The sequence below is a fragment of the Alcanivorax sp. HI0044 genome, from assembly GCF_001634945.1.
Map to the genome: position 1 here is coordinate 1 of NZ_LWEZ01000974.1, position 23,525 is coordinate 23,525.

General features: G+C 57.1%; 26 protein-coding genes and 1 tRNA gene. 20 read left to right on the forward strand and 7 right to left on the reverse strand.

Annotated features, from left to right (window positions below; genetic code table 11):
• Positions 1 to 106 precede the first annotated feature (106 nt).
• Positions 107 to 1,507, forward strand: a complete 1,401-nt coding sequence (locus A3730_RS11400) for a PLP-dependent aminotransferase family protein (RefSeq protein WP_063520746.1) — start codon at positions 107 to 109, stop codon at positions 1,505 to 1,507.
• Between the two features lie 130 nt (positions 1,508 to 1,637).
• On the opposite strand, the gene A3730_RS11405 is transcribed toward A3730_RS11400, so the two are convergent.
• Together A3730_RS11405 and A3730_RS11410 are read right to left on the reverse strand one after the other, a co-directional pair.
• Positions 1,638 to 2,069: a DUF3332 family protein gene (locus A3730_RS11405; protein WP_063520745.1), complete on the reverse strand. Its 432-nt coding sequence runs from the start codon at positions 2,067 to 2,069 to the stop codon at positions 1,638 to 1,640.
• A gap of 227 nt (positions 2,070 to 2,296) precedes the next feature.
• Positions 2,297 to 3,688: a KamA family radical SAM protein gene (locus A3730_RS11410; RefSeq protein ID WP_197468594.1), complete on the reverse strand. Its 1,392-nt coding sequence runs from the start codon at positions 3,686 to 3,688 to the stop codon at positions 2,297 to 2,299.
• Positions 3,689 to 4,056: 368 nt separating this feature from the next.
• Here A3730_RS11410 and A3730_RS11415 point away from each other — a divergent pair, with 368 nt between their 5' ends.
• A complete protein-coding gene (locus tag A3730_RS11415) occupies positions 4,057 to 5,508 on the forward strand; it encodes a phospholipase D-like domain-containing protein (RefSeq protein WP_063519434.1) in 1,452 nt (483 codons plus the stop codon).
• Between the two features lie 242 nt (positions 5,509 to 5,750).
• Positions 5,751 to 6,512 carry an START domain-containing protein gene (locus A3730_RS11420; RefSeq protein ID WP_231880569.1) on the forward strand — a complete coding sequence of 254 codons (762 nt, stop codon included), beginning with the start codon at positions 5,751 to 5,753 and terminating at the stop codon, positions 6,510 to 6,512.
• Here A3730_RS11420 and A3730_RS29680 read toward each other — a convergent pair.
• Positions 6,469 to 6,645: a PLDc N-terminal domain-containing protein gene (locus A3730_RS29680; RefSeq protein ID WP_007149801.1), complete on the reverse strand. Its 177-nt coding sequence runs from the start codon at positions 6,643 to 6,645 to the stop codon at positions 6,469 to 6,471. The two genes, A3730_RS11420 and A3730_RS29680, sit on opposite strands and share 44 nt — an antisense overlap.
• A gap of 82 nt (positions 6,646 to 6,727) precedes the next feature.
• Positions 6,728 to 7,939, reverse strand: coding sequence for an MFS transporter (locus A3730_RS11425; protein ID WP_063538095.1), 1,212 nt, complete (start codon positions 7,937 to 7,939; stop codon positions 6,728 to 6,730).
• 367 nt (positions 7,940 to 8,306) lie between these two features.
• Between A3730_RS11425 and A3730_RS11430 the strand changes: the two genes are divergently transcribed.
• The 13 genes from A3730_RS11430 (at position 8,307) to A3730_RS30375 (ending at position 16,125) form a co-directional block, all read left to right on the forward strand.
• Positions 8,307 to 9,515 (forward strand): site-specific integrase, encoded by a 1,209-nt coding sequence (locus A3730_RS11430; protein ID WP_197477445.1) that lies wholly within the window; start codon positions 8,307 to 8,309, stop codon positions 9,513 to 9,515.
• Entirely contained in the window at positions 9,512 to 10,084 is a 573-nt protein-coding gene (locus A3730_RS11435; protein ID WP_063520390.1) for a hypothetical protein, read from the forward strand. The genes A3730_RS11430 and A3730_RS11435 overlap by 4 nt, the downstream gene beginning before the upstream one ends.
• A 120-nt stretch (positions 10,085 to 10,204) precedes the next feature.
• Positions 10,205 to 10,399, forward strand: a complete 195-nt coding sequence (locus A3730_RS11440) for a helix-turn-helix domain-containing protein (RefSeq protein WP_063520389.1) — start codon at positions 10,205 to 10,207, stop codon at positions 10,397 to 10,399.
• Entirely contained in the window at positions 10,396 to 10,602 is a 207-nt protein-coding gene (locus tag A3730_RS11445) for a hypothetical protein (RefSeq protein ID WP_063520388.1), read from the forward strand. Before A3730_RS11440 ends, A3730_RS11445 begins: the two co-directional genes overlap by 4 nt.
• The gene (locus A3730_RS11450; protein ID WP_063520387.1) at positions 10,599 to 10,958 is read left to right on the forward strand and encodes a hypothetical protein; all 360 of its coding nucleotides are present in this window, start codon (positions 10,599 to 10,601) and stop codon (positions 10,956 to 10,958) included. Before A3730_RS11445 ends, A3730_RS11450 begins: the two co-directional genes overlap by 4 nt.
• A 402-nt stretch (positions 10,959 to 11,360) precedes the next feature.
• The gene (locus tag A3730_RS29685; protein WP_197468677.1) at positions 11,361 to 12,908 is read left to right on the forward strand and encodes a phage/plasmid primase, P4 family; all 1,548 of its coding nucleotides are present in this window, start codon (positions 11,361 to 11,363) and stop codon (positions 12,906 to 12,908) included.
• A gap of 143 nt (positions 12,909 to 13,051) precedes the next feature.
• Positions 13,052 to 13,324, forward strand: a complete 273-nt coding sequence (locus tag A3730_RS11465) for a DNA-binding protein (RefSeq protein ID WP_063520385.1) — start codon at positions 13,052 to 13,054, stop codon at positions 13,322 to 13,324.
• 79 nt (positions 13,325 to 13,403) lie between these two features.
• Positions 13,404 to 14,477 carry a hypothetical protein gene (locus A3730_RS11470; RefSeq protein ID WP_063520384.1) on the forward strand — a complete coding sequence of 358 codons (1,074 nt, stop codon included), beginning with the start codon at positions 13,404 to 13,406 and terminating at the stop codon, positions 14,475 to 14,477.
• 2 nt (positions 14,478 to 14,479) lie between these two features.
• The gene (locus tag A3730_RS11475) at positions 14,480 to 14,674 is read left to right on the forward strand and encodes a hypothetical protein (protein WP_063520383.1); all 195 of its coding nucleotides are present in this window, start codon (positions 14,480 to 14,482) and stop codon (positions 14,672 to 14,674) included.
• A gap of 197 nt (positions 14,675 to 14,871) precedes the next feature.
• The gene (locus tag A3730_RS11480) at positions 14,872 to 15,168 is read left to right on the forward strand and encodes a hypothetical protein (protein ID WP_063520392.1); all 297 of its coding nucleotides are present in this window, start codon (positions 14,872 to 14,874) and stop codon (positions 15,166 to 15,168) included.
• 38 nt (positions 15,169 to 15,206) lie between these two features.
• On the forward strand, positions 15,207 to 15,401 hold the full coding sequence (locus A3730_RS11485; RefSeq protein ID WP_063520382.1) for a hypothetical protein: 195 nt from the start codon (positions 15,207 to 15,209) through the stop codon (positions 15,399 to 15,401).
• Between the two features lie 2 nt (positions 15,402 to 15,403).
• Positions 15,404 to 15,709 carry a hypothetical protein gene (locus A3730_RS11490; RefSeq protein WP_063520381.1) on the forward strand — a complete coding sequence of 102 codons (306 nt, stop codon included), beginning with the start codon at positions 15,404 to 15,406 and terminating at the stop codon, positions 15,707 to 15,709.
• Positions 15,691 to 16,125 (forward strand): hypothetical protein, encoded by a 435-nt coding sequence (locus A3730_RS30375; RefSeq protein WP_063539441.1) that lies wholly within the window; start codon positions 15,691 to 15,693, stop codon positions 16,123 to 16,125. The genes A3730_RS11490 and A3730_RS30375 overlap by 19 nt, the downstream gene beginning before the upstream one ends.
• Before the next feature lie 886 nt (positions 16,126 to 17,011).
• Here the strand turns inward: A3730_RS30375 and A3730_RS11505 are convergent.
• Positions 17,012 to 17,088, reverse strand: a tRNA-Arg gene (locus A3730_RS11505).
• A gap of 276 nt (positions 17,089 to 17,364) precedes the next feature.
• Between A3730_RS11505 and arsS the strand changes: the two genes are divergently transcribed.
• The 4 genes from arsS to A3730_RS11525 all read left to right on the forward strand — a co-directional run bounded on the left by arsS (position 17,365) and on the right by A3730_RS11525 (position 20,082).
• Positions 17,365 to 18,321: an arsenosugar biosynthesis radical SAM (seleno)protein ArsS gene (gene arsS, locus A3730_RS11510; protein ID WP_063520378.1), complete on the forward strand. Its 957-nt coding sequence runs from the start codon at positions 17,365 to 17,367 to the stop codon at positions 18,319 to 18,321.
• The gene (locus tag A3730_RS11515; RefSeq protein WP_063520377.1) at positions 18,318 to 19,004 is read left to right on the forward strand and encodes a TIGR04283 family arsenosugar biosynthesis glycosyltransferase; all 687 of its coding nucleotides are present in this window, start codon (positions 18,318 to 18,320) and stop codon (positions 19,002 to 19,004) included. The genes arsS and A3730_RS11515 overlap by 4 nt, the downstream gene beginning before the upstream one ends.
• Positions 19,001 to 19,627 (forward strand): TIGR04282 family arsenosugar biosynthesis glycosyltransferase, encoded by a 627-nt coding sequence (locus tag A3730_RS11520; RefSeq protein WP_063520376.1) that lies wholly within the window; start codon positions 19,001 to 19,003, stop codon positions 19,625 to 19,627. Before A3730_RS11515 ends, A3730_RS11520 begins: the two co-directional genes overlap by 4 nt.
• 110 nt (positions 19,628 to 19,737) lie before the next feature.
• Positions 19,738 to 20,082, forward strand: a complete 345-nt coding sequence (locus A3730_RS11525; RefSeq protein ID WP_063520375.1) for an Hpt domain-containing protein — start codon at positions 19,738 to 19,740, stop codon at positions 20,080 to 20,082.
• A 594-nt stretch (positions 20,083 to 20,676) separates the two neighbouring features.
• On the opposite strand, the gene fdxA is transcribed toward A3730_RS11525, so the two are convergent.
• Complete coding sequence (gene fdxA, locus A3730_RS11530) at positions 20,677 to 21,000, reverse strand: ferredoxin FdxA (protein WP_063519003.1); 324 nt, start codon at positions 20,998 to 21,000, stop codon at positions 20,677 to 20,679.
• Positions 21,001 to 21,342: 342 nt separating this feature from the next.
• A partial coding sequence (gene mutS, locus A3730_RS11535) for a DNA mismatch repair protein MutS (RefSeq protein WP_063538097.1) occupies positions 21,343 to 23,525 on the reverse strand: 2,183 nt, incomplete at its 5' end.

A 23,525-nucleotide genomic window follows, 5' to 3' on the forward strand; every position in this document is an offset into this window, starting at 1 on the left:
CGCATGCCAATACAGATATAAGAAAATAATATTGAAGCGGTACAGATTGTAAGGATAGTAATCTGTACTGGTTGTTATGCGAAAAACTGTATCGGGTATTTATCTCATGACGTTGTATCAAAGCCTGGCGGATCGTCTGCAGGTCCTGATCCGGGATCAGGTGTACCCGGTGGGCAGTCGCCTGCCCGGGGTGCGGGTGCTGGCGGAGCAGCAACAGGTCAGTGTGTCCACGGCGGTGAATGCCTGCCGGGAGCTGGAGCAGCGTGGTGTGCTGGAAGCCCGTCCGCGATCCGGTTACTACGTGCGCCAGCCGCCGGTGGTGCGCGAGGCCCCCCGGGTGACCACGGCAAGTCGGCGGCCGCGACGGATTACCGGCCAGGAGCGGGTGCTGCAGATATTGCAGAGTGTGAATAACCCGTCGGTGGTGAACCTGGGAGCGGCGGTGCCGGCGCCGGAATATATGCCGGTGGCTACCATGGAAAGGATGTTTCACAGCGTGCTGCGTGAAGAACGACGTCGCTGTGTGGGCTATGCCTTTCCGCCCGGGGCGCCGGAGCTGTGCACCCAGGTTGCCCGGCGGCTGGCGGGGCTGCAGTGTGAGGTGAGCCCGGAGGATGTGCTGATTACCAATAGCTGCCAGGAATCCGTGGCCATTGCGCTCAAGCTGACGACCCAACCCGGCGACACCGTGGCGATTGAATCGCCCACCTATTATGGCCTGTTGCAGGTGATCGATTCGCTGGGCCTGAAGGCACTGGAAATTCCCACCGACCCGGTGGAGGGGATTTCCCTGGAAGCCCTGACCCTGGCGCTGGACCGGTGGAAAGTTTCGGCCTGTGTGGTGGTGTCGAATTTTTCCAATCCGCTTGGGGTCAGGCTTTCCGACGCACGCAAACAGGCCCTGTTGGCGTTGTTGTCGAAGCACAAGGTGCCGTTGGTGGAAGATGATATCTACGGGGATCTGCCGCTGAGCGGACCCCGACCTCGCCCGGTGAAGAGCTGGGATAAAAATGGTTTGGTGTATTACTGTTCGTCTTCGTCAAAAACCCTGTCTGCAGGCCTGCGGGTGGGGTGGCTGGTGGCGCCGGAGCGTCATCGGGAAAAGGCCCAGCATCTGCAATTCATCAATACGGTATCGGTGGCCACACCCTCACAGCTGGTGCTGGCACGCTATCTGGAACGCGGCCATTACGACCGGTTTCTGCGCCAGCTGTGCGGTGAGCATGCGCGGGGTGTGGCAAGAATGACCGAGCGGGTGACGCAGTTGTTTCCGCAACAGACCCGGGTGAGCCGGCCTGCGGGAGGGTTCGTGTTGTGGGTGGAATTGCCGGGAGAAGTGGATACCACGGAGCTGATGGAAAAGGCACTGGAAGCCGGGGTGAGTTTTGCGCCCGGCTCGTTATTCTCCGCCTCCGGAAAATTCGCCAACTGTCTGCGGCTGAATTGCGCCGTGAAGTGGGACAACCGGGTGGAGCAGGCGCTGGTGACCTTGTCGCGGTTGTTGTAGCGGCGGAATGGAAGGTTGCTTTTAGCTACGAGCTACGAGCTACGAGAAGCTAAAACCGGTTTTGCATTTCGCTTCTCGTAACTCGCTTCTCGGTTTTTTTATGCCTTCGGCGACAACGCCTGGGTTTGGCTTACATCATCACCGAGCCAAGCACTTCGCGCTTGTCGTCCTGCACTTTGATGACCTTCCCGTCCTGTTTGATCAGGGTGTAGCTTTCCTCAGCGGCCACCACGGTGATGGAGCCGTCTGCGTGGTAGGTCAGTTCGGCTTCATTGCCCAACCCGTCGGTCACGGTCTCGGTGGTCCCTGCGACCTTGGCGCCTTCCTTGCTGATCGGGTTGGTGCCAGTCCAGAACTCGATGGAGTTAAAAATGATGATGTCGCCAAGCAACGACAGGCCGTAAACCGGCACCCACCAGAACACAAAAGAGATGCCCTGGTTGACGAATTTGTTGTTGGTGGCGGTGGCATTCCAGTCCTGGACAGTATCGAACAGGGCGTTCTGACCAAGACAACCGGTCAGCAGAGCGGCAGCAGATGCACTGGCGAGAATTTTCTTCATCGGACTCTCCTTGAGTTGGGTGAATTCATTATTGCTGTCATTCAGCGGTAAGGAAAAGCAGTTGAAAGTTGATAGTGGAAAGTTGACAGCGACGCGATAAGAGGTCGGTTTAGACCTAAACGCAAGAGGCCGCGCCCAAACTTTGGATGCGGCCTCTTTACTTTCAGATCAATTCCACGCTTTTCCGCGTAGCTGTCAACTGTCAATTATCCACTATCAACTGATCCTTACTCGCTCTCCATCTCCGCCAGCTCGTCTTCAAAGAAAAACTTGTCTTCGCCGAAGGCCGGTTCCAGATGGTTGAGCCAGGTGGCTTCCTCGTTGTACTTGGCGAAGAAGGGACGCTGAACCCAGTCGTGGTTACGGCCCTGGATGAAACGCAGGGCGAAGACTTTCTCGCCGTTGATTTCGGTCACGCCCTGGATTTCCACCTTGCCCGGGTGGCTGGACATGCTCGGGCCTCGCGCGGTGCGGGCGATGCCGGAGACCTGTTTCATGGCGTCGCGATAGATTTCCCAGGCCTTGGCCAGGGGCACTTCAAAGTAATGGCGGGCGCCGGTGTCACGCTCCACAAACATGTAGTAGGGGATGATGCCCAGCTCGACCTGGGTCTGCCACAGGCGCGCCCAGTCGTCGGCGTTGTCGTTGATGTGTGCCAGCAGCGGGCCCTGGGCGCGGATCACGGCCCCGGTGGCGCGTACCCGGCGTACGGCTTCCCGGGCGATGTCCGTTTCCAGTTCCTGCCAGTGGTTGTAGTGCGCCATCAGTGCCAGGTGTTTGCCGCTGGCGATCACTTCCTCGAACAGGTCCAGCAGGTCCTGGGCGTCGGCATCGGACACCACGCGTTGTGGCCAGAAGGTGAGTGCCTTGGAGCCGATGCGGATGGTGCGGATCTGTTCCAGTTCCAGCAGCGGTTCGATATGGGCGCGCAGGTTCTTGGTCTTCATGACCAGCGGGTCGCCACCGGTGATCAGCACATCGGAAATTTCCGGGTGGGCCTGAATGTATTTCTTCAGCTGGCCGGCTTCCTTGGTGGCGATTTTCAGATCGTTGTCACCGATGAACTGGGCCCAGCGGAAGCAGAAAGTGCAGTAGCTGTGACACACTTGACCCTGGCTGGGGAAAAACAGCACGGTCTCATTGTACTTGTGCTGAACGCCATCGATCTTCTCGCCGTCCACTTCCGGCATGTTGTGTTCCATCTGCCCGGCGGGGTGCGGGTTCAGGGCGTCACGGACTTCGGCGATGGCGGCTTTTATTTCCGCCTTGTCGCCGCCGCGCATGGCGTCGGCCACCTTGTCGAAGTGCTCCGGGGCCAGCATGCCTTTCTGGGGAAAGGTGAGCTGGTAGATGGGATCATTGGGTACGTTGTCCCAGTTGATCAACTCATTGATGACGTACTCATTGACCCGAAACGGCAGCACATTGGCGACCACGTCCATGGCAAAGCGGGTCTCGTCGTCCAGGCGTTTGAGCGGCTCGATCTTGTCGAGCTGGCGGGCCGTGTAGACCTTGAACCGGCGGGGTTCGTCGTAGCCGTGTTCAAAAGATTGAGCCAGCTTGTCGGTGCTCTCGCGAGTGTCCTGGTGCAGCGGAATAACCGTATTGGTTTCGGGCATGGTATCGCTCCTCATCATGCGCCGGCATGACGATAACGCCGTCAACACCGGTACACTGGTTGCCTAAACCAGCGGAATTAGTCGTTACTACTGATGGCCAGCGGCGGCTGGCGCTGAGTTGGACCTGTTTGGCCCGTTTAACGTGCGTCGGCGAGGCGACGCAGAGGACTTGGAACGGATCGCCCCCCAGCCTGATCGGGGAGGAGAGTGGTCATTTTCTGCACGCTGTTTAATAGGCGCCAGCCGACCAGTGTTCCAAAAGAGAGCGTATTCTAGGGAAGCGGCGCGCAAAGCGCAAAGCCCGGCGGACGCGGGGCCCGCCGGTTATGCTATCGTTGGGCGGATACCCGTTTCAGGGACGGAGCTGAATGCCTTTGGATGTCACTTACTGGACCGCTGAAATCGACGCATTATTGACGATGCTGGACCCTTATTGGCCCTATGTGGCGGCGGCTATCAGTATCGGTTTGGCGGTGACGGTGACAGTGCATGTCGCTCAGAATAAACGCGATGCCCGTGCCGCAGCGGCCTGGACCGGGCTGGTCTGGCTGGTGCCGGTGTTGGGCGCGCTGCTCTATTACATGCTGGGGGTCAATCGCATTCGCCGGCGGGCACGCCAGCTTACCGGTGGCCTGATTGACAGCAATGATGGCTGGCGCATCGCGGCCGAGCCGGAACCGGACCTGAAACACCTGAAAATTCTCAGCCGCCTGGTGGGGCGGTTGACCCACTTGCCACTCACCGATGGCAACCGTATTACCCTGCTGGATGCCCCCGGCGCTTACCAGGCCATGGTGGATGCCATCCACAATGCGACAGAAAGCATTTATTTGGCCTCCTATATTTTCGGCAACGATGCCGCCGGCAAACCGCTGGCCGACGCGCTCGCCTCGGCAGTGGCCCGTGGGGTCAAGGTGCGGGTGTTGGTGGACGGCGTCGGCGCTCTGTATTCCCTGCCATCGGTGGTCTGGCGCCTGCGCCGTGGCAAGGTGCCGGTGGAACGTTTTCTGTATTCCCTGGCCCCTTGGCGCATGCCGTATCTGAATCTGCGCAATCACCGCAAATTCATGGTGGTTGACCGCCGTTATGGCTTTACCGGTGGCATGAACATCCGGGCCGGTTATATACAGCAGCCGCCGAAAATTACCGATTTACATGCCCGTATTGAAGGGCCGGTGGTAGGGCAGTTATTGCGCAGCTTTGCCGCAGACTGGTATTTCACCAGTGGCGAGTTGCTGGACACCAGTTACCGTGGTCCGGCCTGGCTGGGCAATGTGCAGTCGCGGGGCATCAGCGCCGGGCCGGACGCGGATTTCGACAAGCGCCGCATGACGCTGCTGGCGGCTATTGGCAGCGCCGAATCCCGTATTCGCATCGTCACCCCGTATTTTGTACCCGACCTGACCTTGCTGGCGACATTGCAACTGGCGTTGCTGAAAGGGGTGCGGGTACAAATTGTGATTCCTCGCAAAAACAACCTGCGGCTGGTTCATTGGGCCAGTCTGCATGCCTTGCACTGGCTGGTATCGGAGGGGGCTGAGTTGTACCTGTCGCCACCGCCTTTTGACCACAGCAAGGTGATGACGGTGGATCAGCACTGGGTCATGTTGGGGTCCGGGAACTGGGATGCCCGCAGTCTGAGATTGAACTTCGAGTTTGATCTGGAATGTTATGGGGAGGAGCTGGCGGAGCAGATTGATGACGCGCTGGATGAGCGGATCGCGCTGTCACAGCGGCTGGATCAGGCCGGCTTTCGACAAATGGCGCCTTGGCGGCGGGTGCGCAATGCACTGGCTCATATGATGGAGCCCTATTTATAGGCTCGCTGCTTGGCGGCCATGGCAAAATGCCATTATTTGTGTGGTCTTGATCACGAACTGCCTGTTTGCCGGGATACAATCGTTACTCTCTTGGTTATAAAGTAGCCGCTTAAACAGGCTGTTTAATATCTTGGCGCAGCGAGATAGTTCCAGTACAGCGAAGAGTGCCTGTAGAAAAACAATAAAGACAGAGCGGTAAAGATAGCGCAATACCGGGAAGGTCGTGCGCCATATTGGTCAGGATGATGATGATAAAAAAACTGACAATCCTGCTGGTGTTATCACTGGTCGCGGTGCCGGTGCTGGCCGAAGAGGGGGAGTGGGTGCTGGTCACCGATCGGGACGCCGTCCAGGTGTTTCGCCAGGACGATGATACCTCACGCCTGAAAACTTTCCGGGGCGTGGCCGATTTGCGGGTGAATGACTTCAATGCCATCGGTGCTTTGCTGGATGATTACGACGCCGTTGCTTCGTTTATGCACATGGTGTCGGAAATTCGCGACCTGAAGCGCAATTCCCCCTATCAACGCGACGTCTACGTAACTACCCGCTTGCCGTGGCCGGTGAAAGACCGTGATGCTCCCCTGCGGGTGACCTTCTACCAGGAGCCGGACACGCTGGACCTGGTAATGCCCTTCGCCTTGCATTCAGGTGCTTATCCGGAGCAGGCCGGCTACGTGCGTATGCCGCAGATGGAGGGCTATTACCGCTTTTCGCCGGGCGAACCGGGGAGGGTGAAAGTTACCATTGAGGTGGTGCTGGATCCGGGTGGAGCCTTGCCGGCCTGGTTGGCCAATATCATTCTTCGGGATATTCCCTATTTCTCACTGCGCCGTTTGCAGCGCGTGATCAATCAGCCCCGCTTTCAGGGCATTGCCCACGGCTACTACCAGACGCCGGGCGCCTGGCAGCAATCCGCTGAGGTTCGCGAGCTGGCGGATGCCTCCGGTGAAGCCAAGGCTAGCGCTTCAGGGGTGAACCCGGGCCCATCAGAGCCCAGATAATCAGGCCGATCAGCGGCACAATCAGCACCAGCAGCACCCACAGCACCTTGGCGCCGGTTTCTGCGGATGATTGGATAATCATTACGATGGCGTAGATCGCCACGGCCAGTTGCAACAGTCCCAGTAATTTCATCGAAATTCCCTTTTTATCCGACGTGAGACCTTAATCTAGAGGACTTGGGCGAAGCGGTAAATCACCAGGGTGTAAAACCCGGTCAACTTTCCGGGTGACGGCTGTGCTGGCGGCGTGCCTCGGCCAGCATCAAGCCGCTATAAAGCAGGGCCGCCACAGCCAGGCCGGCCCCCAGTATGACAACGCCGGACCAGCCGTGTTCATCGTAGGCGGCGGCAGAGGCCAGTGAGCCGAAGGCGCCGCCCAGGAAATACAGGAACATGTACCCGGAGTTGAGCCGGTTGCGGGCGCTTTCATCCAGCGAAAACACCATGTTCATATTGGTGATGTGAACCGCTTGCAGGGCCAGGTCCAGCAGCACAATGCCGGCGAGCAAGGCGATGAGTGAGGTGCCTCCCAGCCCCAGCAATCCCCAGGACAGCAGCAGGATGACAATACCGGCGATCGTCAGCCGGTGGCCGTGACCCCGGTCGGCCAGTACGCCGGCGTGGCGAGCAGACAGGGCGCCCGCCGCCCCCGCCAGGCCGAACAGGCCGATGGTGGCATCATTGAAGGACCAGGGTTCAGCGGACAGCAGGAATGCCAGCGACGTCCACAGCACGCTGAACATGGCAAAGCCCAGAAAGCCGAGCACGGAACGTTGGCGGTACACCTTGTGCCGCGCAAACAGCCCGATGATGGAGGTAATCAGCTGGCCATAATGGAGCGAAGCGGGTTGATGGTAGCGGGGCAGCAAGCGCCACAGTGCCAGGGTGTTGAGTAACATAAGCGCAGCGGCAACCCAGTAAACGGTATGCCAGTCGCCCAGGGTGGACAGCGCTCCCGCCACGGTGCGTGCCAGCAGAATGCCCAACAACAGCCCGCTCATCACCGTGCCCACCACCTTGCCGCGGGTTTCCAGTGGCGCCAGTGTGGCCGCAAAAGGAACCAACACCTGCGCAACCACGGAAAACGCCCCGGTCATGGCGGTGCCTGCCAACAGCATCGGCAACGAACGGGCGCTGGCGCTGACCAGCAAGCCGACCATGGCCAGCAGCATCATGATCACAATCAAGCGGCGGCGCTCGACCAGATCGCCGAGTGGCACCAGCAGGATCAGCCCCACTGCATAGCTGGCCTGGGCGGTGGTCACGATGATGCCGGCCTTGGCATAACTCAGGCTGAGTTGATCTGCGATGGTATGTAGCAGCGGCTGGGCGTAATAGTTGCTGGCCACCACCAGACCGGTGGTAGTCGCCATCAGCAACACGAGAAGCGGGCTGAGTGGCGAAGAGGAGCGCGTGTCGTGGGTCATGCTGAATCCTGGTATCCGTGCGCGGCGAGATAGTGTCCGGCAAAGGGAAAAAGGGAGCCAGAGCAGTTAGTTGATCGGATTGATGCAAAAAGGTGATGCAGGCAATAAGGGAAAGATGGTGCCCCGGAGACGATTCGAACGTCCGACCTAGCGCTTAGGAGGCGCATTTTGCCGCCTTTGCCTTCTTGTTGGTTGGGGTCTATGTCCATATAAAACAGTTGCTTACGGTTGTTTGTGTTTTTGCCTGTTTGCTCGTGATACAATGAAATGCACTTACATTGCACTTACGGACTTTTTGGCCATGGCGGCAACACTCACCAGTAACACCATATCAGGCTTGTCAGGGCGTGACTCTGGGCCTTATGAGGTGCGAGACAAAGGCAGTAAGCAGTCAGTCAAAGGGCTGCTGGTTCGTGTGCAGCCGTCTGGCACCAAAACCTTCTATGTGGAAATCGCGCGGGGCAAGCGTGAGAGAGTGGGTGATGCCAGCCAGTTAACTTTGGCTCAGGCTAGGAATAAGGCCCGTGAGACTCTGGGCAAGGCTGCGAGCGGCCACGACTTCCAAGCGGAACGCCGCCAGAAAAAGGCGGTAGCAGACAGCACGCTGGGCGCGTATCTGGATGGCGCGTTTAAGGCTCATGCCGAAGCGAATATAGCCAGCCACAAGGCATTCATTGCCAGTATCAAGCGTGCCTTTGCCCATGTACTAGACAAGCCCATGGCCGAAATTACCGAACTGGATATGGCGAAATGGCGGCGAAACCGCACCAGCGTCAAACTGGAAACCCAGCGCCGGGAGCTGACTTACCTGAAAGCCCTGCTGAATCATGCCGTGGCGACAAAGGTCATCCCTTCGCACCAGTTAACCCAATATCGAGTTAAGGCGACACTGGCAGACAAGCCCAGCGAGGCCAAGGTTCGCTATCTGTCTGATGATGAAGAATTGCGGTTGCGTGAAGCACTAGGTGCCCGTGAGCGCGAAGCAAGAGCCGCAAGAATGCGAAAGCGAACATGGGAGGCGGCGAGAGGTTACGAGCTTTCCCCTGTAATTGCGGCTGAGGATTATGCCGACCACCTGAAACCGATGATTCTGCTGGCGCTGAATACCGGGCTTCGCCGTGGCGATCTGTTTAGCCTAACTTGGGATCATGTGGATCTGGAAAAGCGGCAGATTCGGAAAATCATCGGCAAGACGTCTCATTCCCGGCGTAAGGCAGGCAAGCAAATCGAGCCAGCCGTGTTACCGCTTTCCCGTGAAGCCTGTGCGGTGCTGGAGCAATGCAGGCGACAATGGGGCGATTACACGACGGTATTTCATTCCCCAATCACTGGCGGCCCACTGACGGACGTTAAAAAGGGCTTTGCGGCGATTCTGGAAGATGCCGGGATTGAAAACTTCCGTTTCCACGACCTGCGCCACACATTCGCCAGCCGTTTGGTTATGGCTGGTGTGGACATTAACACTGTGCGCGAATTGATGACCCATGCCGACATTAAAATGACGCTGGTTTATGCGCACTTGTCACCAGACCACAAAGCGAAAGCCCTGGATATGGCTTTTGGGGGTGAGGGATGAAATTTAAAACCGCAGCCGAGGCTTGGGCATATTCACACCAGAACAATGAGGATCTGCTAGATCTACGCTGTAGTGGCCGCCAGTTCGAGGCCATGCAGATTGTTGAGGAACACCGGGAGAAGCACGAAAGCGGCGACAAAACCGCCTTGCCTTATGCCTTGGCGGCCTGCGCCCGTCACGGGCTGGTGATGCCTGACTGGCTAGCTGATGCGGTATACAACGGCATTGTGCGTTGGCACGACTTTGAGGCTAGGACGCTGGATGATGCGCTGGAGGTAGGACGCAAGAATAAGCGGGCATCTGACGAGATGAGATACCGGCGTCACGGGAAGGCGGTGTTTGATCGTGTTCTCAAGCGCCGCATCAAGGGGCAGGGCGTTGATTCTGGTATGTTTGATGACATCGCGAAGGAAATGGACTTTCCCGGTAATGGTGCCGGATTCTCTGGAGGAACAGCGAAGAACTGGTATTACCGATTCATTAAAGAAAACAAAATTTCCGTTGATGACCTTGAAGGTCATATACAAGCGCAAAAACAGATTCGCGGGGGATCAGATCAAGGTAATTAACAGGTTGAATCCCGCGTGGCTACTGGCTTCTAAGTTGTCCACAGATTGCTTGCCAATATTCTCTATATCTTAAATCCCATCATTACCCGTAGACAAGCAAGCAACTACGGGTAAACGAAAATGGAAACAACCAACCACAAGCGCGCCTACTCAATCGACGAATTTGCAAAGCGATGGGGCATTGGCCGCAATTCTGTATATAACAGCATCGCCAAAGGTGAGCTGGGATCTGTAAAAATCGGCGCTCGCCGAGTCATCACGCTTGAGCAAGAAGAAGCCTTCCGCGAGCTAAAAGAGCAGGAGGCCAGCGCATGAACCACTTCCAAGCCTTCCGCGAGAATAGCGGCCTTATCGACCTGCGCCCTGTTTCATCTGTTGGTGAAATTGCCGTTGTAATTCAGCAAGCCCACAAGCTTAGGCACTGGTTCGACCGGCAACGCGCACTTGAGTCTATCGCTCACCGCGTCGGCGTTGATGCGGATCTGCTGGCCCGACTTGCAGCGGAGGTGCCCCAGTGAACCAGACACAAAAAAGCCCCACTCCGATTGCAGTCGGTAGCGAGGCCCAATATCAAAACAAGCACCCTGATTATAGCGCAATTCTAGCCAAGACAAACGACAGTGCCCGGCTGCGCCGTGCCGTTGATGTTCTGCTGAAAGGGCCTGTAAATCGGCGCGACCTTGATGCTGTCATTGGCACCACCAATGCCCCGGCCTATATAAGCAGGCTTAAAGATTTGGGCTTATGGATTGATTGCGAAACCCTCCAGGGCCAAGACCGCTACGGGCAGGCTTGCCGATATGGCCGCTACCACTTGAGCCAGACACACCGTGACGGCCTGCGCCATGCGCTGACTATGCAGGGGGTGAAGTGATGACCCCAGCACAAAGGCTTCTCAACCGCCTGGAAAAAGTGCGCAGCACTGGTGAAGGAAGCTATATAGCCTGCTGTCCTGCGCATGATGATCGAACCCCGAGTCTATCCATTAAGGAGTGCGACGATGGCCGCTTGCTGGTGCATTGCTTCGCCGGTTGTCCAACTAGTGACGTGCTAATGGCTGTTGGCCTGAGCCTTGGTGACTTGTTCCCCGAAGGAATGCGTAGCCATAACAAGCCGGGCTTGCCTCACTGGAAGATGGAGCGCCTTCGGGCACATGCAGACCACGAACGTGCTGTGCTGGCTTGCATGCGGTTTGATGCTGCGCGTGGTGAGCTTGTCGACCCTGAGCGAGCGACTAAGGCCAAGGAAAGGTTGCGAAAGATTGGAGGGCTTCTCAATGATTGATGACGTAGATGCTCTGATTAAAGAGGCTCAAGCCCTTAAGGGGCGGGGCCATGTAGAGTTGATGGCCGCAGCCCGCGCCCTAGATGGCGACTCTGCCCCAGATGAGGTGGATGCTATCGTGCTGGAGGCTGTGACCCTCAAGCCAACCGCAAAGCGACAGCTATTTAATACCATTAAAAAGCACACTGGCATCCCGTTAGGCACTCTCAAAGAAGCAGAGCAAAGCATGGCGAACCACGATGTTGACGATGATCTTGCTCATGCATGTGCTTTAGCTTCTGAGATTGGCAGGGACAACGTTATTACCACCGCTGCTTCAGTAATGCGCTGGAGCGAGCGTGGATTCTGGCAGCAACAGGAGAGCAGAGCGGTCAGGCAGTGGGTGCAGGGCTATCTGTCAGATAATGGTGCAGATGTGCGCAAATCCGTTGTGGACAGTGTTACCGACCTGTTATTAACGGAAACCTACCAACCCGAGCTTGAGTTCAACCAAGGCCCAGCTGAATGTGTTAACTGCCCCAATGGTGAGCTGATGCTATCCGCTGATGGCTGGAAGTTGGAGCCTCACAACCGGGAACATTACCGCACTACTCAGGTGCCGGTGAAGTTCGACCCAAATGCAACAGCGCCTCGATTTCAGCAATTCCTGGCCGAAGTGTTTAAGGGTGACGATGACGTCGAACAGAAGGTGCAGGCTTTGCTTGAGGCAATTGGCTACTCGCTGATGGCGCACTGCAACTATGAGTTGTTTGTAATTCTTGTAGGCGGCGGAGCCAATGGAAAGTCAGTGCTGCTGGCAGTGCTTGAGGCACTAGCGGGATCCGCCAACGTGGCCGGTGTTCAACCTTCCCGCTTTGATAATCCGTTTCAGCGTGCCCACCTCCACTTAAAGCTTGTGAATATCGTTACTGAGATCAAGCAAGGCGAAAAGATGGACGATGCCAGCCTGAAAGGCATTGTCTCAGGTGAGCCAGCAACGGTTGAGCATAAGTTCCGCAACCCCTTCGAGATGCGCCCTTTCTCTACCTGTTGGTTTGGTACCAACCACATGCCTCACACCCGTGACTTTAGTGACGGCCTGTTCCGACGCGCACTTGTGGTGGAGTTCAATAACAAGTTCAAGCCAGAGCTTGGAAATTGCGACCCGCTGCTGAGGGAGAAACTGATGGCTGAACTGCCAGGCATCCTGAACCTAGCTCTTAATGCGTATGCAGGTGTTGTTGCCCGAGGGGCGTTCACCATTCCCGAAAGCTGCAAAGCTGCTCGCAACAGGTGGCGCCTAGAGGCTGACCAAGTTGCACAGTTCGTTGACGATGAGTGTGAAGTTGACCCTATCGGTAGGATCGAACCCAAGCGACTTTTTAACGCTTACAGCCAGTGGGCAACTGAGAGCGGTATCAGCAAAAAACTGAGCCTTAAAGGCTTTAGCGACCGCCTTGAGGCTCTGGGGTTCCAGCGTTACCGGACTGGTAAAGCTCGATATATCACTGGAATCGACTGCCAACGCGCAACAGCCCCCCACCTAGCGCGGAGAGTGTGACGGATGTGACGCTTTTTCCAACATGACACATAAGGGAAAAACAAAGTATTGGCTCGCCATTATCTGTTTTCCCGCTGTGAGGAATGTAGAGAAACCCGTCACTCCCGTCACACCAGAACAGGCTAACGAACACGGACAAGACCATGACCCGACATATCGACCCTGAGCAAATCCAAGCCGTTATGAATTCCCTGCTGGAGGCAGTGCAGCGCGAAGGCTTGCCAATGACACCAGACGCACGGCTTGCCCCCGATGACGCGGCGAAGCTGCTGGGACTCAGCCCCCGCACCCTAAAAAATGCGCGTAGCGATGCGCACGACCAGAGAGGCCCGGCATTCCGTCGATTGCCCGGCCCGAAAGGTGGGCGCGTGAGCTATGCCCTCACGGATCTGGCGCAGTGGATGGCCGCAAGATGAAAAGCCCATAAAGGCCCATGCGGGGCACGATGGCAAGCATTAGACTATAGGTATAAGTTAACCAATTGAGATTACCTATATGATTGAAGATACATTGCTGGCGTCTGATGACGCCCATGAATACGGCTCAGACTACGCGGTGAACCACTGGATGCGCATTGAGAAGAAAGCGCGGCTGGAAACCATGCGGGAGTTTCGAGAGAACACCCAGCGCGGCTTTTCTGACCTGGCCCGAATCATGGCCACCAACGGCAACGCTACGGCTAAAGATGCCCTTGCCCCGTTCGTAAAAGGCGCAAACAAGGCGTTCAATCCTTCCATTGCTGCATTCGAGTGGCTGGTAGATAAAGCGGCTTATACGTCCCTGACCGGCATTTGGGACACCGAAGGCGGCGAGCGTATTGCTCAAAACTATCTGTCGAGTGTTCGCAATGCTGACCTGCTGGGCTCCCTGCTGGCTTACTCGAAAGAGCTGCCGGAGGATCTGGGGGCGGTAGTGGCGGCAAGTGGTGCCATTGGCTCCAACGTGGACGAAGGCGACCCCAAGCCACTGGTTAAAAGCAGCCTGAACCGTAGCAATTTGCCAGAGCTGAAAGTGGCCGGGCTTGCTGCAATCAGCAAAGAGCTGGGAATGACTACCGGCAGCGCTGGCCGTCGCATGTTCGAGAATGAGCTTCGCAACGCTGTAGTGGGTGGCAGTAATTCCACCATTCAAAGCGTAGCGACCCCTGCCAGCACGATCACCGCAACGTCTGACACTGTTGCGGATCTGACAAGCCTGCTGGAAGCCCTGCCGAATTCTGAGCATTACGTTATTGCCAGCACCGGCGCGGTCTGCCGCCGTCTAGCTATGGCCAGTGACAACGGCATGAGCGTTAACGGTGGTGAGTTTATCCCCGGCGTGCATGTGGTGCCTTGCATCGAGGACGATTCCAGCGCCCCGGCCCTGCTGGGCTTCGCCTGTGACCGTATCGCTGTGGCGAATGGCGGCCTGTTCCTGACCCCTGCCACCCATGCCAGCGTTGAACTGGCAGAGAGCCCGACCAGCCCGGCGCAACTGACCAGCCTTTGGCAGACCAATATGGTTGGCGTGCTATGTGAGCGCCGTTTCCGTTTCCACCATGAATCCGAAGCCGTCGTGCAGGTGATGTGATTATGGCTTATTTCAATCCTACTCCCGAGCAACTGGACGCAATGGACAAGCTAGGGCTGAGCCCCAAGCTGGACGCCACACCAGAGAACATTGCTCGAATCGCGTTGATTCTGGATGTGCTGATTAAAGAGGCATACCCAGACATTGACCTGAGCGGAGAGAAGAAAGGCGTTCTGAGCAAGCTGTTCAAGCGCTGACCGAATTGGCCCTGATGCCCAACCGTTCAGGGGCTGGCTGCCATGACGCTGGCAATCGGCAATAGTTTCGGGCACAGGGCCACCCTATTAAGGGGGCGGGGCATATGCAAAACCTTTGCGAGCGTTTCCCAGAGCGCGCCAAAAGTCTCACGCAGATTCCCCGGTACACGATCAACTATGATATTGGAGAGCCGAACATGACGAGCGAAACACCGTCACACCTGACCGACAAAGGGCAGGAGCTGTTCAGTAAGTTGCAACAAGATTACGACATCTTCGATCCCGACGGCGTGGTTCTGCTCACCGCTGCGGTTGAGTGTTTCGACAGGGTTAACGAGTGTCGCGGGATTATCGCCAAAGAAGGGTTAACAGACCTAGACCGTTTCGGGCAGAGCCGCCCACACCCTTGCGTAAAAATTGAGAGAGACGCCAGAGCGCAAATGTTAGCCAGTATTCGCGCCCTGAATCTTGGGATTGAGACTCCGGTGATGTGATGCCCAGACCAAAGAGAAAGCCCAGGACGGCAGTGACCATGCCGCTCCACGTTGAATCCCTGTTCAAGGATGGCACCGGGGCGGAGCGCTACAGTGATACAGAAATATGTCGCTTTTGGATTGCCCACGGTGAGGCATTCGCACGAGCTGGCGGCTTTAAACCCGGCTGCTGGATTCGTAACCATCCTGCCTCCCTGTTCGCACTGCCCGGCGTAGTGTGGACGGATAGCTAGCCGTGACGGCCTATATCGACCACTACAGCATTGGTATAGAAGGAGATCCCGAGCGCGACCCTCACCCCTATATAAGGCTGTGGACGGCTGCCCTTGGCCTAATGCTGGACGATGCGGCTAAGTATTGGCTAGAGAAGCCCTTGAGGCTGTCCGGCCAGTTTGAGGAAGGACAGCAAGCCTTTGACGATGTGGTCAGTTGTGGCCCCATGCTGCGCCAGTGCTGCCAATGGCTGGAATGGGAGCCGGAGTGGATTAGTGAACAGTTTTTGAAATGGTGTGAGGGAGTGCCATGCAAAAAGAAAAGCTAACGCCATTTGCACACCCGCTTTATGCGATTTGCGGCGGTATTAAGTTGTTTATAAGAACCCGTAAAAAGTATTTCACCTGTCTTTGGGTCTTGCTCGCACCCCTCTTTGTATATTCGCCGGTACTGGCCCAAAGCACGGTTGAAGCGCCACCTAGTGAACAAACTAGCCCTGCGCTCGAAGTGAATAATGCTAGCATCACTGATTCTGCCATGGGTACTGAGAGCGAGAACGATAGTGTCAGCAGACTCGTTGAATTCTTTGCGTTTGTCGCGACCTATAGCAAGGCGATGCCCAGTGAATGCGCCGACCAAAAAGCCGAGGGCCGAACATACGACTGCCTCCATCGGTTTCTTTCCTTGTTAGTGCTTAGCCTATTCTTTTTGCTTATCGGGGTAATATGGGGGGCTGGCCGGTAAGAGGCTAATCTATCCGAGACCAATCGCCACAACTGACAAGCCCTGGTTTACCGCTAAAAGCTGCACTACTCTTCTTGGTACAGATGGCGGCAGTCCTTTTCGTCTGGTCTATTACCATCACTGAGTAATCGTCTAGCCTAACTGTTTGCAAGCTGTCGCCGAAGCATCCCCCTAAGGCAAAAACAACAAAAATCATTGGTATAACAGGCTTCATAATTATTCTCCCCCGCGTTTGAAATAGTGCAGAACCATAGAATTTAAGCCAATCAGCCTATTAGTAAAGCATTTGAGGTTTAAGTAAAGCCCGGCGCGTAGTCACTGAGCCTGCTTGTTTTCTGGTTGCGCCCAAGGAGTACAAACTAACTTTAGTTCGTCGGAGGATCTGTCCCTCCCGCATACGGAAACTCGGCCGTCCCCTGTAACCATCCTAATCTCACGAGACTGAAAATCGACGAAAGCGACGTCGTTTCCTTGATTACAGCCAACCAAAAAGACAGCAGCGCATAGGCCCATCATCATTTTGAACATTGCTTTTCCTCGTTTATTTGCCACATGCGAGTTGATTCTGAAAGGGAGGCCTGATGCAAGCCGCCCCGTTATTGTTGTTGAGTCCATATGACCATGGAGTCCATAAGCGGGCAAGGCCCGGCGCGGAGTCACTGACAAGAAAGTCGTTAGCCGTTCTGGCTGGCACCGGACAAGCAAACGATAACAATGCAGCCGTTGCGGATCTGTAGTCCGTAGCGGCTTTTTTGTGTGGGAGATTGGCTAGGGGAGGGCGGCAGTTGTTTGTAGCTGTTTGCCCTTAACAAGTGCCGCTGCACTTACATTTCACTTACGGCGTTCCTATCAGGGAGGGTGGGCATCTGTAAGTTTCTGATTTAATTGGTGCCCCGGAGACGATTCGAACGTCCGACCTAGCGCTTAGGAGGCGCTTGCTCTATCCAACTGAGCTACCGGGGCATGGCTGCTGATTGTAAGGACTTTCAGCGGTGGCGCCAGTTTTCAGGAAACGGGTGGTTGTTTTTTATGCGAGAGGCGGTAAGCAGTCGTTCCGTCAGTTGAATCTCCTGCAGGCTCCACCAGGGCCACTTCATGCTTGTTATCGTCTCGGGGGCACAATCTTGTCGAAACTCGTAGCTCGTAGCTCGTAGCTCGATTCCCCCCCCCCCTTCACGTAACGTTTGCGACAAGCCTGCATCCAATTGATAGCATTAAGGAAATTGAAACAGGTGAAATATGCAGGACACCCACGATTTATTGGTGCGAAGCAGCACGGATTTTCCGCCACTGCGTCGCCATGCCACTTCCGTGTTGCAGGTAAACCTGGGTTATCTGTGCAACCTGAGTTGTGTGCACTGCCATGTGAATGCCGGCCCCACCCGCACCGAGCTGATGGACAAGGCCACCATCGATCTGATTCTTCAGGTCATTCGCAAGCGGGATATCAAGGTGATCGACCTGACCGGCGGCGCGCCGGAGATGAACCCCCACTTTCGTTACCTGGTGCGCGAATGCCATGCACTCGGTGTGGAGGTCATCGACCGCTGTAATCTCACCATTCTGCTCGAGCCGGGCTACGAAGATTTGCCTCAGTTTTTGGCTGACCACGACGTGCATGTGGTGGCCTCCCTGCCGTGCTATTCCGAAGAAAACGTGAACAAGCAACGGGGCAAGGGCGTGTTTCAGGGCAGCCTTGAAGCCATTCGCCGCCTGAACGAGAAAGGCTACGGGGACGACAAGGTGCTGGACCTTGTCTATAACTCCACCGGCGCGACGTTACCGCCTCCACAGGCTGCCCTCGAAGCTGACTACAAGCGTGAATTGATGACGCATTTCGGTTTGCGTTTCAATCATTTGCTGACGATTACCAACATGCCTATCAGTCGTTTCGGTGCGGTGTTGCTGGCCCATGATCAGTTCAACGACTACATGCAGCTGCTGCGCGACAGCTACAATCGCGACACCCTGCCGGCCTTGATGTGCCGCTCCATGGTGAGCGTGGATTACCAGGGCTATCTCTACGATTGTGACTTCAACCAGATGCTGGACATGCCGCAAGGCCACCACGAAGGTCACCAGCATCTGTCGAGCTTGCTGAAAGACGATATTGAGGGCGAGCCGATTTATGTGGCCGACCACTGTTTCGGTTGCACGGCAGGGGCGGGAAGTAGCTGTGGTGGTTCGCTGGAATGAGCCGCATTAGTGTCATCGTACCGGTGCTGAACGAGGCGGATACCCTGGCCGGGTCACTGGCACGACTGCGCGCTGCGCTGCGTGACGGTGACGAATTGATCGTGGCGGATGGCGGCAGTAGCGACTCCAGCATGGATATCGCCCGGCAGCTAGCGGACACGGTGCTGGCCAGCGAGCAGGGGCGCAGCATCCAGATGAATACCGGGGCGGTGTGTGCCAGCGGTGTGTGGCTCTGGTTTGTTCATGCTGATACCGTGCTCGACTCGCGGCATCGCGACGCCCTGAATGGGGTGGCCAGCACCGCTGTGTGGGGGCGGTTCGATGTACGCCTCAGTCGGCCGCGGCCGCTGTTTCGTGTTATCGCCTTGATGATGAACTGGCGCTCCCGTGTTACCGGGATCGCCACCGGCGACCAGGCCCTGTTTGTGCGCCGTGATGTGTTTCGTGAACAGGGCGGGTTTCCCGAGCAGCCATTGATGGAAGATATTGCCCTGTCGCGCCGGTTGCGTGCGCTGGCGCGCCCGGTGTGCCTGCGCCCGCCCTTGACCACCAGCAGCCGCCGCTGGGAGGCCAACGGTCCCTGGCGAACCATCTGGTTGATGTGGAGCCTGCGCTTTCGCTACTGGCGCGGAGCCAGCCCGGAGTCGCTGCACCGCGACTATTACGGGGGAGATGCCAGGTGACCGCCACGCCATTGCTGATTGTTTTCGCCCGTGCCCTTCACCCAGGCCAGGTTAAAACCCGTTTGATCCCTGGTTTCGGTGCCGATGGTGCCTTGCAGATTTATCAGCAGTTACTCTGGCAGACGTTTGCTGCCGCTGAGGCGTTTCCCGGTGATGTGCAGCTGTGGCTCGACAAGCCGGATGCGCAGTTGCAGCAGGAGGCGGCGGCACGGGGCTGGTCCTGTTTTTTGCAGGAGGGTGAGGATCTGGGTGAACGGATGGCCGGGGCATTATCGCGTGGCCTGTCTCTCACTTCCCGGGCTTTACTCATCGGAAGTGATTGCCTGTTGCTGGATCAGTCTTATTTTGAACAGGCGCTGAATGTGCTGGATCACACCCCCGTGGTGTTCGGGGCCAGTGAAGACGGTGGCTATGTACTGCTGGGAAGCAGCCAGGCATCGCTCTGGTCCGCTGGCCGCTTCAGCGGTGTGCGGTTTGGTGGCCCCCACGCGTTACAGGACAGCCGATCCTGTTTTACCCCGGAGCAGACCAGGGTTTTGCCACCCCTGTGGGACGTGGATGAGCCGGAGGATGTGGCGCGGGCCCGCTCATCCGGACTTTTACCGCCCGTCACTTTTTCCTGATTTGACGGGTGCCATGACGGGCTGTGGTTGCTTAAATTTCTACCCTGTAACACAAACAGGCTTTCTGTAGCTGCTATGGTAGCCGCCGTAAAGGATGACGGAGCAGGTTGATGCACGATAGATCGGTCCTCGATGTCGAGGTCGTTTCCGAATTGCAGGATATTATGGGCCAGGATTTCCAGATGCTGGTCGAATCGTTCCAACGCGATGGCGAACAACGCCTGGCCGCGCTGGATCAGGCGTTCGCGCAGGGTGATGCGAATACCCTGCGCAGCCAGGCACACAGTTTCAAGGGCAGCAGCAGCAACCTGGGGGCAACTTATGTTGCAGGTCTGTGTATGGACTTGGAAACGCTGGCCTCCAGCGGTGACCTTGCCAGTGCGCCGCCCTTGATTCATTCCCTGAAAGAGCATTTCCAGCAGGCCTGTGCGGCGTTAAACGCCACGTTGGCGTGAAATGGGGCGAATTTCAGGCAAAAAAAACCCTCTTCCGAAATTGGGGTGGAAGAGGGGGGTTGTGAGCGCTATTGCTAGCGCCTTGGGGGGATACTGGTTGGCTAGGCGGTGTGCGTAACACCACGTTTTCCATAGAATTAATGCTACCCAGAAGTGTGACGCCGTGCTGTAAAAAGCAGTGAGGAAATGTAAAAGATTGGGCGCCTTTTAGCGTCGGGATGTAGCCCTCTGGGGGCAGGGGGCTGGTGCGGTGGCGCGAGCTTGTAAGAGATCTCTTACAAGGCTGTAGGAAAAAACAGTGTTTTTTCGCTGTTTTTGACCCTTAAAAGCGAGCATCAGAATATTAACTCATTGTTATATTTGAGTTTTTTGGGGTTTGTGTGGTTTTCACCCAGACTTTTAATATTTATTTTACCCACAGAGCAAAATACGGTTGATATAGTGTTTCCGTGCTTCAGGGAATTGAGCACAAGGATTTGCAAGGAATGCAGTACAGGGATGTTGCGGTGAGCGCAAAAGGGTCAGGATGACTCGACGCAAAAAGGGCGGCAGGATGCCGCCCTTTTATTTTGCCTGGAGAAAAGTGATCCGCGCTTATCGGATCAGCTTCTCCCGCTTGTTCGGCACACCGTCCCACTCTTCAGCGTCGTCCGGCGCATCTTTCATTTCGGTAATGTTCGGCCACTTCTCTGCCAGATCCGCGTTGATCTCCAGGAACTCCTGCTGGTCGTCCGGCAGTTCGTCTTCCGAGAAGATCGCGTTAACCGGGCACTCCGGTTCACACAGTGCACAGTCGATACACTCGTCCGGGTGGATGACCAGAAAATTTTCGCCTTCGTAGAAACAGTCTACCGGGCACACTTCCACACAATCGGTGTGTTTGCAGTTAATGCAGTTCTCACCTACTACGAACGTCATATCCTGTCCTCGCCAGGTGTCTTCATTTTGTACAGCGCCAAGAGCTGATTATAGCAGCAACAGGCACGGTCTCGCTTGGGGTGGCGCTAGTCTAGCGATATGCCCAGAGGCAGGCAAACGCAGCGTTGATATAAGGATATAGCGCATGCAGTCAGAAGAGGACACGGGCGGGGGGATGGAGCACCTGCAGGAGCACTTCTCGAGGTGCGAACCCCCGAGTGCCGGTCGAGTTGCGAGAAGCGAGTTTCGAAAGGCAAACCCGAAAACAGGGTAAAGTCTGACGGTTTTCGCTTCTCGTCACCGGGCTTGTCGTGCCACCAACCCAGCGCTGTTCCTGCAGCGCTAAAGCAGTCCTCTCAGCTTGTAGAGTGCCTCCAGCGCCTGCTTCGGCGTCAAATCATCCGGGTCCAGTTCCTTGAGGGCGTGCTCCACGGCACTGGGCTCACTGAACAGGCTGGCCTGGGCCGGCATCGTTGTCGGGGTGCGGGCGGTGGGGATGACCGTGGGCGGTGCATCGTTCACCGTCAGGTTTTGCCCGGCTTCCAGCTCGCGCAGTTTTTCACCGGCCTGCTGGATCACCCCCGCCGGCACCCCGGCCAGCTGGGCCACCTGCAGACCATAACTGCGGCTGGCCGGGCCTTCCTGTACCCGGTGCAGGAACACAATGCGGTTATCGTGTTCGCTGGCAGTCAGGTGGGCGTTGTAAATCCCTGGCAGTTGCTCCGGCAGTTGAGTCAGCTCGAAGTAGTGGGTGGCGAACAGGGTGAACGCCTTGAGGTTGCGAGCCAGGTGCTCGGCGGCGGCCCAGGCCAGGCTCAGGCCATCAAAGGTACTGGTGCCTCGGCCGATTTCGTCCATCAGCACCAGGCTCTGAGCGGTGGCGTTGTTGAGGATGTTGGCGGTCTCCGACATCTCCACCATAAAGGTGGAGCGGCCACCGGCCAGGTCATCGGAGGAGCCGATACGGGTAAAGATGCGGTCCAGGCTGCCGATGCGGGCACTGGCCGCCGGCACGCAGCTGCCCAGGTGGGCGAGCAGGGCAATCAGCGCGGTTTGGCGCATATAGGTGGATTTACCGCCCATGTTCGGGCCGGTGATGATCACCATGCGGCGGGCATCGTCCAGGTGCAGACTATTGGGCACAAAGGCATCGTCCAATACCTGCTCCACCACCGGATGGCGGCCATCGACGATTTCGATAATGGAATCGTCGTCCACCAGCTGCGGGCGCACCCAGTTGAGCGCTTCGGCGCGCTCGGCCAGTGAGGTCAGCACATCCAGCTCGGCCACGGCGGCGGCGCTGCGCTGCAGGGCATGCAGGTCGGCGGCGACTTTTTCCAGCAATGCTTCGTAGAGACGCTTTTCCAGCGCCAGCGCCTTGCTGGACGCGGACAGGGCCTTGTCTTCAAACTCTTTCAGTTCCGGGGTGATAAAACGTTCGGCATTTTTCAGGGTCTGCCGGCGCTGGTAATCCGCCGGCGCCTGGTCGGATTCCCGGCGCGACAGTTCAATGTAATAGCCGTGCACGCGGTTGTACTTCACCCGCAGGGTGGAAAGCTGGGTGCGTTCGCGCTCACGGGTTTCAATGTCCACGAGAATAGCTCCGGCGTTTTCGCTGATGGAGCGCAGCTCATCCAGCTCTGCGCTGTAGCCGGGGGCAATCACGCCGCCGTCGCGAATCAGCATGGGCGGGTTTTCAATCACCGCGGTGCCCAGTAATTCCACCTGATTCGGAAAATCACCGATACGCTCGATCAGCTCAAAGAAGCAGTCGGCGGCGGGCAAAGTGCCAATCAACGGCGGTAGCGCCTTGAGGCTGGCATGCAAGCGAGTCAGGTCACGGGGGCGAGCAGAGCGCAGGGCCACCCGGCCGAGGATCCGCTCCATGTCGCCGATGTCATTAAGCACATCGCGGGCAGATTCGAAACACCAGCCCTGGCGCAGAGCGTCGATCTGGTCCTGTCGCTTGGTGAGGGTGGTGCGGTTACGCAAAGGCTGGTGTACCCAGCGTTTGAGCAGGCGCGCGCCCATGGCGGTTTGGGTGCTGTCGAGTACCCAGGCCAAGGTGTGTTGTTCCTGGCCATCCAGGGTTTCGGTCAATTCCAGATTTCGGCGGGTGGCCGCGTCCATGGCCACCGCGTCGTCAAAGCTTTCCACGGCAAGGCCGGTAATGTGCGGCAGCTCACCGCGCTGGGTCTCCTTGGCATAGCCAAGCAGGGCGCCGGCAGCGGCGACCGCCACGGCGGTTGGCTCACCGAAACCGGCCAGATCCTGTACCTGAAATTGCTGACACAACTGACGGCGGGCGGCGTCTTCGTCAAACTCCCAGCCGGGGCGTTTGCGGGTGCCCGGGCGCTCGGCCCAGCGGCCTGGCAGGCCGTGTTCCTCGCTGAGCAGCAGCTCAGCAGGTGACCACCGCTCCAACAGAGCCTGCAGTTGTTCGGCACCTTCTACCTGGGTGACCACAAACCGCCCGGCGGCCAGGTCCAGGCTGGCGCAGCCGTACTGATTATTGTGATCAAAAA